13 protein-coding genes are annotated in these 14,776 nt (G+C 68.2%); 1 reads left to right on the top strand and 12 read right to left on the bottom strand.

Annotation, left to right across the window (positions count from 1 at the left end; translation table 11 throughout):
* Positions 1 to 37: 37 nt before the first annotated feature.
* The 11 genes from lepB to smc form a co-directional block, all read right to left on the bottom strand.
* Positions 38 to 664 carry a signal peptidase I gene (gene lepB, locus BC102111_RS14810; RefSeq protein WP_040341818.1) on the bottom strand — a complete coding sequence of 209 codons (627 nt, stop codon included), beginning with the start codon at positions 662 to 664 and terminating at the stop codon, positions 38 to 40.
* 87 nt (positions 665 to 751) lie between these two features.
* A complete protein-coding gene (gene rplS, locus BC102111_RS14805) occupies positions 752 to 1,093 on the bottom strand; it encodes a 50S ribosomal protein L19 (RefSeq protein ID WP_009378341.1) in 342 nt (113 codons plus the stop codon).
* 171 nt (positions 1,094 to 1,264) lie between these two features.
* Positions 1,265 to 2,035: a tRNA (guanosine(37)-N1)-methyltransferase TrmD gene (gene trmD / locus BC102111_RS14800; RefSeq protein ID WP_009378340.1), complete on the bottom strand. Its 771-nt coding sequence runs from the start codon at positions 2,033 to 2,035 to the stop codon at positions 1,265 to 1,267.
* An 8-nt stretch (positions 2,036 to 2,043) separates the two neighbouring features.
* Positions 2,044 to 2,544 (bottom strand): ribosome maturation factor RimM, encoded by a 501-nt coding sequence (gene rimM / locus BC102111_RS14795; protein ID WP_009378339.1) that lies wholly within the window; start codon positions 2,542 to 2,544, stop codon positions 2,044 to 2,046.
* Between the two features lie 230 nt (positions 2,545 to 2,774).
* Positions 2,775 to 3,005 (bottom strand): RNA-binding protein, encoded by a 231-nt coding sequence (locus BC102111_RS14790; protein ID WP_009378338.1) that lies wholly within the window; start codon positions 3,003 to 3,005, stop codon positions 2,775 to 2,777.
* A 1-nt stretch (position 3,006) separates the two neighbouring features.
* Entirely contained in the window at positions 3,007 to 3,480 is a 474-nt protein-coding gene (gene rpsP / locus BC102111_RS14785; RefSeq protein WP_009378337.1) for a 30S ribosomal protein S16, read from the bottom strand.
* 155 nt (positions 3,481 to 3,635) lie between these two features.
* Positions 3,636 to 5,240 (bottom strand): signal recognition particle protein, encoded by a 1,605-nt coding sequence (gene ffh / locus BC102111_RS14780; protein WP_009378336.1) that lies wholly within the window; start codon positions 5,238 to 5,240, stop codon positions 3,636 to 3,638.
* A gap of 212 nt (positions 5,241 to 5,452) precedes the next feature.
* Positions 5,453 to 6,673: an ammonium transporter gene (locus BC102111_RS14775; protein WP_009378335.1), complete on the bottom strand. Its 1,221-nt coding sequence runs from the start codon at positions 6,671 to 6,673 to the stop codon at positions 5,453 to 5,455.
* A 233-nt stretch (positions 6,674 to 6,906) separates the two neighbouring features.
* Complete coding sequence (gene ftsY / locus BC102111_RS14770; RefSeq protein ID WP_009378332.1) at positions 6,907 to 8,049, bottom strand: signal recognition particle-docking protein FtsY; 1,143 nt, start codon at positions 8,047 to 8,049, stop codon at positions 6,907 to 6,909.
* A gap of 125 nt (positions 8,050 to 8,174) precedes the next feature.
* Positions 8,175 to 8,576: a hypothetical protein gene (locus BC102111_RS14765; protein ID WP_009378330.1), complete on the bottom strand. Its 402-nt coding sequence runs from the start codon at positions 8,574 to 8,576 to the stop codon at positions 8,175 to 8,177.
* Between the two features lie 192 nt (positions 8,577 to 8,768).
* Entirely contained in the window at positions 8,769 to 12,362 is a 3,594-nt protein-coding gene (gene smc / locus BC102111_RS14760; RefSeq protein ID WP_009378328.1) for a chromosome segregation protein SMC, read from the bottom strand.
* Between the two features lie 177 nt (positions 12,363 to 12,539).
* On the opposite strand from smc, the gene BC102111_RS14755 reads away from it, so the two are divergent.
* On the top strand, positions 12,540 to 14,474 hold the full coding sequence (locus BC102111_RS14755) for a BCCT family transporter (protein WP_009378326.1): 1,935 nt from the start codon (positions 12,540 to 12,542) through the stop codon (positions 14,472 to 14,474).
* A 34-nt stretch (positions 14,475 to 14,508) separates the two neighbouring features.
* On the opposite strand, the gene BC102111_RS14750 is transcribed toward BC102111_RS14755, so the two are convergent.
* Positions 14,509 to 14,655: a zinc finger domain-containing protein gene (locus tag BC102111_RS14750; protein ID WP_009378324.1), complete on the bottom strand. Its 147-nt coding sequence runs from the start codon at positions 14,653 to 14,655 to the stop codon at positions 14,509 to 14,511.
* Positions 14,656 to 14,776 lie beyond the last annotated feature (121 nt).

Below are 14,776 nucleotides of genomic sequence, written 5' to 3'. Positions count from 1 at the left end.
GGTCCGCGACCGGCGCGGGGTGGCTGGAACGAGCGTATCAGTCGATGCTGGAGCCGTGACCGATGACCGGGCCGATGACGCGGTCGACGGGGATGAAGCCGCCGCCGGGGCGCCCGAGCAGCGCCCGGGAATCGGCGGAGTCGTTCCGGTTGTCGCCCATCACCCACATGGTGCCTTGGGGGATCCGGGTGGAGAATTCGGTCGCCGAGGCGGGCAGCGGCGCGTACTCCTCGTTCAGGGGTTCGCCGTTGAGGAGCAGTCGGCCCTGCGCATCGCAGCATTCGACGGTGTCCCCGCCGAGGGCGATGACGCGTTTGACGAAGTAGACGTCGCGGGGACCGACGCCGACCCACGAGCCGATCTTCTGCAGCGGGGTGGGCAGGGCGTCGTCGACGAAGGAGCCGCGTCCGTCGAAGACGACGATGTCGCCGCGGTCGATCCGACCGCCCAGCGCATCGGGGCGCCACACGGAGATCGTGTCGCCGGCCATGAGGGTCGGCTGCATCGACTCACTGGGGATGGTGAAGCGCTGGATGACGAAGCCGCGCGCCGAGGCGCCGAGGACGACGATGACGACGGCGATGGCGGCGAGGACCTTCCACACCGTGGGCGAGAGGCGGCGGGACGAGGACGCGCCGCCTTCGCGCGCGCCTCCTCGCCCCATCCCGGAAATGCGAAAACGCGACCCGGAGGTCGCGTTCTCGTCATGCTGCGGCATGTCGTGTCCGTGCGGCGCTGAGCCGGACGGTCATCAGGCCTTTTCGCGGATGCGAGCAGCCTTGCCGCGGAGGTTGCGGAGGTAGTAGAGCTTCGCGCGGCGGACGTCGCCGCGGGAGAGGACCTCGATCTGCTCGACGATCGGCGAGTGCACCGGGAGGGTGCGCTCGACTCCGACGCCGAAGCTGATCTTGCGAACGGTGAACGTCTCGCGAACGCCGTCGCCCTGGCGACGGATGACGACGCCCTTGAAGACCTGGATACGCGAACGGCTGCCCTCGACCACGCGGACGTGGACGTTGAGGGTGTCACCGGGGCGGAAATCGGGGACGTCGGACTTCAGCGAGGCTGCATCGACAACATCGAGCTTCTGCATAGTGCTTCTCCTGTGGCCTCTGCTTCAGGTCGAGGACACGCATATCGGACCGGTCTGACCGGTGATCGGATTCGTCTGCCGGGATCGCTCCCCTGGCCGCCGGAGTCCATCCGGCGGGCGATTCGGGCACCCATCCCCCTGAAGCAGGTGGATGCCAACAAACGCGACGATCTATTCTGTCACGGTTCCGTCCCCGGACTCAAACCGATCGAGGACCTCCCGGTCCCGGGCGTCGAGGTCACCGAGGCCCGTGAGCAGGTCCGGCCTGACCTCGGCGGTGCGTTCGAGACGTCGGTCACGTCGCCACCGGGCGATCGCGGCATGGTTGCCGCTGAGCAGGATCTCCGGGACGTCGTGGCCGCGCCAAGTGGCGGGCTTGGTGAAGATCGGGTATTCGAGGAGGCCGTCCTCGTGGCTCTCTTCGGTCAGGGACTCGGGGTTGCCGATGACGCCGGGGATGAGCCGGCTGACCGCTTCGATCATCACCATCGAGGCGACCTCGCCGCCGTTGAGGACGTAGTCGCCGATGCTCATCGGCCGCACCTCGAAGGACTGCCCCGCCCAGTCGAGGACGCGCTGGTCGATGCCCTCGTAGCGTCCGCACGCGAACGTGAGGTGCTCGGTGTGCGCGAGCTCCTCCGCGATCCGCTGATCGAAGACCTCACCTGCGGGACTCGGGACGATGAGGATCGGCTTCGTCGCCTCCCCCGTCCCCTCGCCGAGGATGTGCTCGAGCGCGAGTGCCCACGGCTCGGCCTTCATCACCATGCCTGCCCCGCCCCCGTAGGGCGAGTCGTCGACGGTGCGGTGGCGGTCGAACGTGAAGTCGCGGAGGTCGTGGACGGTGAGGTCGAGGAGTCCCTGCTCGATGGCCTTGCCGATGAGGGAGAGCTTGAGCCCCTCGAGATAGGCGGGGAAGATCGAGACGACGTCGATGCGCATGCCCGGGCTCACTCGGCGTCGAGGAGGCCGGCCGGCGGGGTGAGCGCGATGCGTCCGGCGTCGGTGTCGACCTCGGGGACGATCTCGGTAACGAACGGGATGAGGACCTCGTGGCCGTCGGTGTGCCTGAGGTGGAGGAGGTCCTGGGCGGTGCCGTTGGTGACGTCGACGATCTCGCCGACCTGCTCATCGCCGACGAACGCCTTGAGTCCGATGAGGTCGTCGAGCAGCCACGCCTCTTCGTCGTCGGCTTCGTCGTCCTGCTCGGCGAGGAGCAGCGTGTTGCGGATCTCCTCGGCGCGTGTCCGGTCGGGGACCTCGTCGAAGGCGAGCAGCAGGCGGTCGCGGTGCCAGCGGGCGGACGTGAGCGTGAGTTCGCCGATGTCCGGGTCGGTCGCATAGGTCATCCCGGGCACGAGCCGCTCGTCGGGCCGGTCGGTGCGGACCTCGACGGTGAATTCGCCTCTGATGCCGTGCGGTTTGCCCAGCCGGGCGACCACCAAGTCCATGCGTGCTCCTTGTCGTGTGCGAGTGCTCGTTCAGCACTCAGTGTAGTTCTCCGGCCGGGACCCTCTGCGGCTGCACCCGCTCGGTTCCGATCCGCATGGCATGGATCGATCCGTACCATGCGGACTCAGACCGAGCGGTTGCGTCGGCACCGACCCGAGCCCCGCCTCGGCGGTGAATGCACGAAGGGGACGTCCGGCACGCGGCCGACGTCCCCTTCGCGGTGGTTGGTCTACGCCTCGATGAGGTCCACCCGCACCGACTCACGGCCGGCGAGGGAGTTGATCACGGTGCGCAGGGCCTTCGCGGTGCGACCCGCGCGGCCGATGACACGTCCGAGGTCGTCGGGGTGAACCCGGACCTCGAGCGTCGTCCCACGCTGGGACGACCGGGACCGAACTGCGACGTCGTCGGGATGATCGACGATGCCGCGGACCAGGTGTTCGAGCGAATCAGCCAACATGTCAGGCGTTGTCCTCAGCGGCTTCGGCCTGAGCGGCGTCCTCGGCCTCGACGGCCTTGGCGACGTCGTCGGCAGCGGTGTCCTCAGCCTCGACCTCAGCGGCGTCGGCCTTGCCGGAGCCCTTCTGGGTGATGGCTTCCTTGATCACCGAGTCGGCGTTGGGAGCGACGTAGGCTTCCTTCTCCGGCTGCGGCTTGACGGTGTTGACGGCTTCGCCCTCACCGGTGAACTTCTGCCAGTCGCCGGTCAGCTTGAGGAGGTTGCGGACCTGGTCGGTCGGCTGGGCGCCGACGGAGAGCCAGTACTGCGCGCGCTCCGAGTCGATCTTGATGACCGAGGGGTCGCTGAGCGGCTGGTAGATGCCGATCTCCTCGATCGCGCGACCGTCGCGACGGGTGCGCGAGTCGGCGACGACGACACGGTAGAAGGGTGCATGGACCTTGCCGATGCGGGTCAGACGAATCTTGACTGCCACTGTAGTGGTGTCTCCTTTTGTGTTCTGTTTGCACAGAGGCACCGCACAGTCGTGGGGTTGACGTGGCGGAGTCTGCGACCTGGACTATCGACTCGAGGCAGAAGAGAGGGCCCGCGCCGAGGCGAAAGTACAAGAGATCATTGTGCCAGAAAGGGCTACTTCTTTCCACCTGGGAACATGCCGCCGAATCCCTTCGGCAGCTTCGCGAGATCGAAGTCCTCATCCCCGCCGAGGTCGACGCCGCCGAACGCGGAACCGACCGGGTCCTTCGTCTTCCCCGCCTTCCGGTCCTGGGCGGCCTGGGCCTGCTCGGCGCGCTTGGCCGGGTTGCCCGACTGGCCGGCCTTGCGGCCCTTCTTCTTCCCCGCGGCCTTCTTCTTCCGGTTGGGGCCTCCCCCACCGGGCAGTCCGCCCATTCCGGGCATGCCGCCCATCCCGGGCATCCCCGGCATACCGCCGCCGCGGCCCATGCCGCGCATGAGCTTCTGCGCCTGCGTGAAGCGCTCCATGAGCTGGTTGACCGCGGTCACCGTGGTGCCGGCGCCCTTGGCGATGCGGGCGCGACGTGATCCGTTGAGGACCTTCGGGTTGCTGCGCTCGTACGGTGTCATCGATCTCACGATCGCCTCGACCCGGTCGACCTCGCGCTCGTCGAAGTTCTCGATCTGGTCCTTGTACTGGCTCATGCCCGGCATCATGCCGAGCATCTTCTTCATCGAGCCCATCTTCCGCAGACCGGCCATCTGGGTGAGGAAGTCGTTGAGGTCGAAGTCCTCGCCGGACTCGAACTTCTTCTGGAGCTTCGCGGTCTCCTTCTCGTCGAAGTTCTTCTCGGCCTGCTCGATGAGGGTGAGGATGTCGCCCATGTCGAGGATGCGGTCGGCCATCCGGTCGGGGTGGAACGGCTCGAAGTCGGTCATCGACTCACCGGTCGAGGCGAACATGATCGGCTTGCCGGTCACCTCGGCGACCGAGAGCGCGGCACCACCGCGGGAGTCGCCGTCGAGCTTCGAGAGCACGACACCGGTGAAGTCGACGCCCTGAAGGAACGCCTCGGCGGTCGTCACGGCGTCCTGACCGATCATCGCGTCGATGACGAAGAGGACCTCGTCGGGGTTGACCGCCGCGCGGATGTCCGCGGCCTGCTGCATGAGCTCCTCGTCGATGCCGAGGCGGCCTGCGGTGTCGACGATGACGACATCGTGGAGCTTCGACTTTGCGACGTCGATGGCGTCGGTGGCGACCTTGACCGGGTCGCCGACGCCGTTGCCCGGTTCGGGCGCGTAGACGACGGCACCGGCACGCTCACCGACGATCTGGAGCTGGCCCACCGCATTGGGCCGCTGGAGGTCGGCGGCGACGAGCATCGGGCGGTGGCCCTCGGACTTGAGCCAGTGAGCGAGCTTGCCCGCGAGCGTCGTCTTGCCGGCACCCTGGAGGCCGGCGAGCATGATCACCGTCGGCGGGCGCTTGGCGAAGGTCAGCCGCCGCGTCTGTCCGCCGAGGATGCCGACGAGTTCCTCATTGACGATCTTGACGACCTGCTGACCCGGGTTGAGGGCACCCGAGACCTCTTCCGACAGCGCCCGTTCGCGGATCCGCCCCGTGAACGCGCGGACGACGGGCAGCGCCACGTCGGCGTCGAGGAGCGCGCGGCGGATCTCGCGGATAGTGGCATCGACATCGGCTTCCGAGAGCCTGCCCTTGCCGCGGAGATTCTTGAACGTCGCGGTGAGCCTGTCGGAGAGGGAGTTGAACACGTGCAAGCCTTCTTCGTATGCAATGGTCGACTCTCTAGACTAACAACTCCGCCTGGGAGGCTCCGAATCCCGCGGCCCCCTTCCCCGACGCCAGAGCACCCCACCCGAGTCGTCTGCTGGGACCTCGGGTGGGGTGGTCTGTGAGCACTCCGGCGTACTCCCCCGTCGAGGCGGCCGGCGAGACCGACCGGCCCCCTGACGGGAGTCTCGGGTCAGCGGAAGGAGTAGGCCCGCTCCGCGTGTTCGATGGTGTCGATGCCGTCGAGTTCGTCGCGCGGATCGATCCGCAGTCCCATGGTCTTCCGCAGCACGAGCGAGATGACGAGGGTGACGGCTCCGGCGTAGACGAGGGCGACGAGGCAGGCGACGATCTGGGCGACGAGGAGTCCGAAGCCCCCGCCGTAGAAGAGTCCGGCCGCGGTCTCCTCGGTGGGGATCGCGAAGAACCCGATCATCACCGTGCCGATGATGCCGGCGACGAGGTGGACGGCGACGACGTCGAGCGCGTCGTCGTAGCGCAGGCGGTTCTTCGCGACGACCGCAAAGTAGGCTCCGGCGCCGGCGGCGACGCCGATGAGGATCGCGGCGTAGGGTTCGACGTCGGCGCAGGCCGGGGTGATCGCGACGAGACCGGCGATGAGGCCCGAGACGCTGCCGATGCTGCTCGGACGCGAGGCGCGCAGACGTTCGATGGTGATCCACGTGATCATGCCGGCGGCAGGAGCGACGAGGGTGTTGACCCAGATGAGCCCGGCCTGCTCGATCGTCGAGGCGGCGCCGCCGTTGAACCCGAACCAGCCGAACCACAGCAGTGCTGCGCCGAGGACGGTGATGGGGATGTTGTGCGGCTTGTGCGGCGTCGAGTAGCGGACCCGGCGGCCCATGACGACGACGAGGACGAGGGCGGAGATGCCGGCGTTGATGTGGACGACGGTGCCTCCGGCGAAGTCGATCGCGGCACCGAAGACGCTGCCGATCGCGCCGTCGGCGGTGAGTATCCCATCACCCCAGACCATGAAGGCGAGCGGGCAGTAGACGAAGGTGACCCAGAGGGCGGCGAAGACGAGCCAGGTGGAGAACTTCGCCCGGTCGGCCACGGCTCCGGCGATGAGGGCGATCGCGATCATTGCGAAGGTCGCACCGAAGCCGATCGAGATGAGCGTCTCAGGTTCACCCGCCACCGCGCCGGAGAGGCCGATCTGGCTGAGCGGGTTGCCGACGATGCCGCCGATCGACTCGCCCGAGCTCAGCCCGTACCCGTAGAGCACCCAGACCAGCGCCCCGACGGCCATCGCCGAGAAGACCATCATCATCATGTTGATGCTCGAGCTGATCCGAGTCATCCCTCCGTAGAAGAAGGCCACACCGGGGGTCATCAGCAGCACGAGCCCTGCGGCGACCATCATCCACACATTCACTGCATCGAGTTCCATGTCGTCGTCTCTCATTCGTCTCAGTCGGCTCCGGTTCGAACCGAACGAGACCAGTCTCGACTGGCGACGTCACAGGAATGATTCGCTTATGTTTCGAGTATGTGACACGGACCTCAGGAGAGGTGGAATCCCAGGTCAGATGTGGTGAATGCAGTCGCGAACTCGTTCTGAAAGCCGTCTCAGCGGCTGGACAGAGGCAGAGTCGCCGCCTCAGTCGAGGGTGCCCGCGGCCCTCAGTCGAGGAGGGCGTCGACGAAGCCCTCGGCCGTGAACGGGGCGAGGTCGTCGGCTCCCTCGCCGAGGCCGATGAGCTTGACCGGGACTCCGAGCTCCCGCTGGACTGCGATGACGATGCCGCCCTTCGCGGTGCCGTCGAGCTTCGTGAGCACGATGCCGGTGATGTCGACCGCCTCGGCGAAGACCTTCGCCTGCTGCATCCCGTTCTGACCGGTCGTCGCATCGAGGACGAGGAGGACCTCGTCGATGTCGTGGCCCTCCCCGAGGGGACGGGTGGCCACGCGCTTGACCTTGCGCAGCTCGTCCATGAGCCCGACCTTGTTCTGCAGACGCCCGGCGGTGTCGATGAGGACGACGTCGGCGTCCTCGGCCTTGCCCTGCTCGACGGCGGCGTAGGCGACCGAGGCGGGGTCGGCACCCTCCTCGCCGCGGACGGTCTCGACGCCGACACGCGAGCCCCACGTCGTCAGCTGCTCGGCGGCGGCCGCACGGAACGTGTCGGCGGCACCGAGGAGGACGGACTTGTCCTCGGCGACGAGGACGCGGGCGATCTTGCCCACGGTCGTCGTCTTCCCGGCGCCGTTGACGCCGACGACGAGCATGACGGCCGGGTCGCCGGCGGTGTGCGCAGTCGCGAGCTCGCGGTCCATCGTCGGGTCGACGAGCTTGACGAGCTCCTCGCGCAGCAGTCCCCTGACCTCCTCGGGGTCGCGGGTGCCGAGCACCTTGACCCGCTCGCGCAGGGTGTCGACGAGTTCGGCGGTCGGTTCGACGCCGACGTCGGCGAGGATGAGGGTGTCCTCGATCTCCTCCCACGTCGCCTCGTCGAGGGTGTCGCGGGAGAGGAGGTTGAGCAGACCACGGCCGAGGCCGGAGTTCGACTTCGCGAGCCTCTCGCGCAGCCGGACGAGGCGGCTCGCCGGTTCGGTGGGAACCTCGGAGCCGGCGGCTTTCTCCCTCTCCTTCGTGACGGTCTCGGAGATCTCATCGATCGAGAGCTCGCCGGTGAAGTCGGCGTCGATCGACCGGTCCTCGCCGAGCCCCTTGCGTCGGGCGTTGATGCGCAGGCTGATGCCCAGCGCCACGACGAGGATGAAGACGATGGCTGCGACGATGAGCAGGATGATCGGCTGGTCCATTGCGGGACGTCCTCCTTGGTCTGCTGTCTTGTGCACCGTAACGCGTTACGGTCTGGGCCCCGTGACTGTGCCACGGGCTGGACCGCGCGAGGGCAGGACAGTGCCCACGGCGGTGAGGTGTGGTCTCAGGTGCCGCGGGAGCTGAAGAGCAGACCGGCGGTGGTGCGCCAGCCGGTGCCCGATTCGGGGATCTTCCAGTGGCGGGTGCGCGGCCTGACCGTGAGCAGCGACGGGGCCGCATGGCGGCGCGGCTGGGGCCGGAGCACATAGGAGTGGTCGCGGATCGCGGTGACGGCCGCCTGCTCGCGCGTGGCGAGGTGGGAGGTGCCGTCGTCGTGACCGAAGAACTCGTGGACTTCGTCGTCGTAGCCGGTCCACTGGCCCGGCAGACGGAACCGCTGCACGTCAGAGGAGTACTTCAGGCGGCCTTCCGCCCGCAGCCCGGGGAGGGCGACGAGGAGGACGACGACGAGGGCGAGGGCGAAGGAGATGGCGAGGCCGACGATGACGACGAGAACTGCATTCATGCCGGGCAGTCACCCCGTGGTTCAGCCGACTCGGCCATGGACGTCCCGCTCCTCATGTTCTCCGACAGTGCTCCTTCGTCCGACAAGTCTATAGTCCCTGCACAGGGCATGAGCGATCCGGGGTCGTGTGGCTGCTGGAGAATTCCCTGGGACTCCCCTGAGCATCTCCGGTTCGGAGCCTCCGACGAGGCATCAGTGACCTGCTGGCGCGGACTGCTCGGACTGGGAGGGGATCCGCTGGGAGATCACCTTCGAGACCCCGTCGCCGTGCATCGTCACCCCGTAGAGGGCGTCGGCGATCTCCATCGTCCGCTTCTGGTGGGTGATGACGATGAGCTGGCTCGAGTCCTGCAGCTCCCGGAACACCGTGAGCAGGCGGGAGAGGTTGAGGTCGTCGAGGGCGGCCTCGACCTCGTCCATGACGTAGAACGGACTCGGCCGGGCCTTGAAGATCGCGACGAGCATGGCCACGGCCACGAGCGAGCGCTCCCCGCCGGAGAGCAGCGACAGCCGCTTGACCTTCTTCCCCGCGGGCCGGGCGTGGACGTCGACGCCGGTGGTGAGCATGTCGTCGGGGTCGGTAAGGCTCAATCGTCCCTCACCGCCGGGGAAGAGACGGGAGAAGATGTCCTCGAATTCGCGCGCGGTGTCGGCGTAGGCCTCGGCGAAGACGCGTTCGACGTGACGGTCGACCTCCTCGACAAGCTGCATGAGGTCCTTGCGGGAGGATTCGATGTCGGCGATCTGCTTCTCGAGGAACTGGTGGCGCTCCTTGAGCGCTTCGTACTCCTCGAGCGCGAGCGGGTTGACTGTGCCGATCCGGTTGAGCTGCTTCGTCGCCTCCTTGTGCCGCTTCTCGACCTCGGCGCGGACGTAGGGCCGCTCCTCCTCGCCGTCTTCGAACCCGGGAACGGGGGTGTCGGGGCCGTAGGCCTCGATGAGGCGCTCGATCGAGAGCCCCGTCTCCTGTTCGGCGCGGTGCTCGATCTCCTCGAGCTTGAGCCTGTACCTCTCCTTCGCGAGTTCGGCTTCGGCGGCGGCGTCCTTGAGCCTGCCGAGTTCCTTCCGCGTCGTGCTCAGCTCCTCGCCGAGGCGGCCCTTCTCCTCCCGCAGGCCCGCGCGCTCGGTGACGAGGACCTCGATGGACTCCCCGAGCTCGGCCACCGTGGCGGTCGCCAGCGCCGCCGCCTCCTCGGCGACTTCGGCGATCGCCTGCGCCGAGGCGGCTGCGGTGGTCTTGCGGGCGATCGTCCGCTGGGCCTGTTCGCGGGCCGCCTCCTCGGCGGTGGCCTGGCGCAGCAGGGAGTCGACGCGGTCGCGGAGGAACCGCGCCCGGTCGGTCGCGGACTTGTGCGCGATGCGGGTCTCGATGACGTCCTCAGAGGTCTGGGAGACCTGCCGGCTGAGGTCGTCGCGGCGGGTGGTGTCGACGACCTCGTCGACGTCCTCGGCTCCGGCCAGTGCCGCCTCGGCGGCGTCGGCCTCCTGCCGGGAGGCGGCGAGTCGGCGGTGGAGTTCTGCGTCGTTGTCGGCGGCCCGGGCCAGCCGGGTCTCGTCGGCGCTGATCTCCCCAGCGATGCGGGAGACCTCCTCGGCGGCGGCCATGATCTGCGCGTCCGAGGAGTGGAGGGCCTCGAGCGCTGCGGCGGTGACGGGCTTCGCCTCGGCGAGTTCGGCTTCGGTGGCGGTGATCTCCGCGTCGAGTCCGGCCACGGTCGCCTCGAGGCCGGCGATCGTCTCCTCGGTCTCGGCGAGCGCCGTCTGGGAGGCGAGCCTCGTGCCCGAGGCGGTGCGGGTCCGGCTCACCCTGGTCGAGGTGATGACCTCGCCGTGGACGGTGACTGCGGTGAGCTGCGGGTGCGCGTCGACGACGGCGAGCGCGGCGGCCGCATCCGGAGTGCAGACGACGGAGGAGAGGGCGGACTTGACGAGCCCCTCGAGGTCGGGATCGTCGGCACCGACGACGTCGGCGAGGCGCGTCGCCTCCGGTGCTTGGTCTCCACCCTTGCCGGATCCCCCCGCCGAGGCGGTCGCCTCAGCGAGCCCCGGAGCACCGTCGGGTTCGGGGCGGGGTCCCGTCGGGATCGTCAGGGACACGTTCGTGTCTTCGCCGAGGTGGTCGAGCACCGTGAGCGCGGCCTGCGGGGAGTCGACGATGACGCCGCTGACCGTCGTCGACAGGGCGGCGGCCACGGCCATCTCATAGCCGGTGGTCACGGTCAGCCGCTCGGTCACGGCGGTCCGTACGCCGGGCAGTCCGGAGGAGACGATGTCGTCGAGGTCGGCCTCGAGCGCGGTGCCCAGGGCGAGCGCCTCCGCTCGGGCCCGGGCAGAGGCGAGCTCCGAGCTCGCGTCGGCGCGCCTGGCCTTCTGCTCGGCGAGTGCGTCTTCGAGCGCGGTCTGGGCGGCCTTCGCCGTCTCGTAGGTCTCATCGAGGGTGCTCTCGCCCTCTTCGACGTTCTCGACCGCGTCTTCGGCCACGGTGAGGGCCTCACGGCGGTCGGCGAGGCGGGCTTCGATCGTCGTGATCTCGGTGCGCCCGGCTTCGATCCGGGATTCGAGGTCGGTGATGCGGGCCTGTGCCTGCTCCTGGCGGGAGTGGAGGGTCGAGCGGTTCTTCACCGCCTCGGTGATGGCGATCTGCGCGGACTTCACCTCGGCCTCGGCCTCCCGCAGGGCCGCGGTGAGCTCCTCCTTGCGGGTGTTCGCGGCCTCGAGAGCGGTCGTCGATTCGGTGACGGCCTCCTCGGCGGCGCCGAGTTCGTCCCTGATGCCGTCGGCCTGGCTGCGCAGCTCGGCGGGTGAGCGTCCCTCCCGGCGGCCGAGGCTCGTGACCTCGGAGAGGAGGTGGGCGCGCTTGTCTCCGGCGCGGCTGGCCAGGCCGCTGGCGCGCACGGCCTGGGTCTGGGTGCGGGACTCCGCGGTTCGCATCGCTTCGAGGTCGCCCTCGACGGTGGTCAGGCGGGTCTCGATCTCGTTCAGCCGGGATTCCGTCTGCGTGCGGCGGGCTTCGAGGTCGGCGATCCGCTCGGTGTGGTCGCCACCCCCGTCGGAGGCGGCGAAGAGGGAGGCCTGGAGGCGCACGGCATCGTCGGCCAGCAGCCGGGCGGTGGAATCGCGAAGGGTGGCCTGGACGGTGGCGGCCCGGGCGGCGGCCTGGGCTTGGCGTCCGAGCGGTCCGAGCTGCCGGTTGAGTTCGGTGCGCAGATCGCCGAGGCGGTCGAGGTTCGTCTGCAGGCCGGTGAGCTTGCGGACGGCCTTGTCCTTGCGGCGGCGGTGCTTGAGGACGCCGGCGGCCTCCTCGATGAAGCTGCGGCGCTCGATGGGGTCGGCATGGAGGATCGCGTCGAGGCGGCCCTGGCCGACGATGACGTGCATCTCCTTGCCGAGGCCGGAGTCGTTGAGGAGCTCCTGGATGTCGAGGAGGCGGGCGGGTGCCCCGTTGACGGCGTATTCACTGCCACCGGTGCGGAAGAGGGTGCGGGAGATCGTCACCTCGGTGTAGTCGACGGGGATGGCTCCGTCGGAGTTGTCGATGGTCAGGGTCACCTCGGCGCGGCCGAGGGCCTGGCGCTTCGAGGTGCCGGCGAAGATGACGTCGTCCATCTTCCCGCCGCGCAGGTTCTTCGCGCCTTGTTCGCCCATCACCCAGGACAGCGCGTCGACGACGTTGGACTTGCCTGATCCGTTGGGTCCGACGACGCAGGTGATGCCCGGCTCGAACTTCAGGGTCGTGGCCGAGGCGAAGGATTTGAATCCGCGCAGGGTCAGGCTTTTGAGATGCATCGTGCCCTTAAGCATAGCGGGATTGCGGGCATCGCCCCGCTCACCCTGTTGCCCACGTCACACATTTTGGTAGTCTGCCTCTCACGTCGCCTATCCGGTGCCGCCTGCATAAGCTCCACCGCCGTCGAGACCAAGGAAGGATCGCCGCACAGAGGCGCAGTCGCGGCAACCGAACCCATGAGCGATTCCCCCGACGAGTCCACGACCACCTCAGCGACGAACGGCTTCGACAGGACCCGCGAACTCATCACCCATCTGCAGAACCCGCCGACGAAGAAGCGCTATCTGCGCCGGATCGGACTCGACAAGACCGTCTTCTTCACCGCCGGCTTCATCGCCGTCGCCTTCGTCGTCTGGGGGTTCATCTCTCCTGAGAGCCTCGGCGTCGTCGCCGGTGCCGCGCTGACCGGGGTGATGGACAACTTCGGGTGGCTCTTCGTCATCGCCGCCACCGTGTTCACGATCTTCGTCATCGTCGTCGCCGTCAGCCGCTTCGGCCGGATCCCGCTCGGCAAGGACGGCGAGACCCCGGAGTTCCGGACCTCCTCGTGGATCGCGATGATGTTCGCCACCGGCATGGGCATCGGTCTCGTCTTCTCCGGTGTGGGCGAGCCCCTCTTCTTCTACATGTCTCCCCCACCGGCGACCGTCGACGGTTCGACCGCCGAGGCGATGGGCACAGCCATGGGCACGACGCTCTTCCACTGGACGCTCTACCCGTGGGCGATGTACGCGATCGTCGGCCTCGGCGTCGCCTACGGGTCGTTCCGGCTCGGGCGCTCGCAGCTCTTCTCCTCGATGTTCACCTCGCTCTTCGGCGAGCGCGTCGTCAACGGCATCGGCGGGAAGTTCATCAACATCCTCGCGATCCTCGCCACCCTCTTCGGTTCAGCGTGCTCGCTCGGGCTCGGCGCGATCCAGATCGGCGGCGGCATCGAGACCGCGGGCATCCTCTCCGACGTCTCCTCCCCCATCCTCGTCGTCATCATCGCGATCCTCACCGCGGCGTTCGTCGCCTCGGCGGTCTCCGGGGTGGAGAAGGGCATCCAGTGGCTGTCGAACATCAACATGGTCCTCGCCGTCATCGTCGCCCTCATCGTCTTCATCGGCGGGCCGACCCTGTTCATCCTCAACGTCGTCCCCTCCGCCGTCGGGTCGTTCATCGAGGATCTGCCGCAGATGGCCTCACGGACGGCAGCGAACGGAGTCGGCGTCAACGAATGGCTCTCGTCGTGGACGGTCTTCTATTGGGCATGGTGGATCTCGTGGTCGCCCTTCGTCGGCCTCTTCATCGCCCGTATCTCCCGCGGTCGGACGGTGCGCCAGTTCGTCACCGGCGTCCTCATCGTCCCCTCGGTCGTCTCGACGATCTGGTTCGCGATCTTCGGCGGCGGCGCCATCGGCATCCAGGAGCGCGCGGAACGCGGTGAGGGCACGGTCAGGGCGCTCGCAAGCATCGTCGACGGTGAACCGGACATCAAGATGGACACGATCCTCTTCGACCTCCTCGGCGCGCTTCCCCTGCCCAATCTCATCGCGATCATCCTCATGATCGTCACCGTCATCCTCATCGCGATCTTCTTCGTCACCGGTGCCGACTCCGCGTCGATCGTCATGGGCACGCTCTCGGCCAACGGTGCCCTCGAACCGGGCCGGCGGCTCGTCATCTTCTGGGGTGTCGCGACCGGTGCGGTGGCCGCCGTCATGCTTCTCGCCGGGGGCAGTGACCCCGCCGAGGCGCTCAACGGGCTGAAGAACATCACGATCGTCTCCGCGCTGCCGTTCGTCATCGTCATGCTCCTCCTCTGCGTCGCGCTGTGGAAGGACCTCTGCCAGGATCCGCTGGTCATCCAACGGGAGCTCGCGACCCACCTGCTCGACCAGTCCGTGGCCACCGGCGTCAACGAGTACGACGGTCAGGCCTTCGGTCTGGCGACCTCGGAGCTCAGTCAGGTCCCGACCGACGGGGACGGGCCGGACGGCTCAGACGGTTCGGACCGTGTGGGGGCCGGCCGGGCCCGGACCGGGGTCGGGAAGGGCGGGGACGCTCCCCCGCCGATCGGGCACGAGCCCGATGATCCCGACGCCGAGGCGGACGGTCGTCGGACGTGAGACGACCCCGGCCGTGAGGTGAGCGCACGTCAGCTCACCGGTACCGCGGCGCCTTCTGGCACTGCGGGCAGAAGTGGGTGCCGCGTCCGCCGACGGTGAGCTTGACGATCTCGCCGCCGCAGCGCACGCACTCCTGGCCGCCGCGACCGTAGACGAGCAGCGCCCGATCGAAGTATCCCAACTTCCCACGATAGATACATTGAAAGACTGGGGGTCTCCAAAGGTGACGTATCCGCTGGTCAGAGGCTACTTCACTACGAAGTGACGTACGGACGACGTGCGTTGCCTACACACCAGAGTAC

It is taken from the genome of Brevibacterium casei CIP 102111 (assembly GCF_900169275.1).
Lineage (GTDB): Bacteria > Actinomycetota > Actinomycetes > Actinomycetales > Brevibacteriaceae > Brevibacterium > Brevibacterium casei.
Note: the sequence above shows the minus strand (reverse complement) of the source record. Positions and strands in the feature narration are given on the sequence as shown.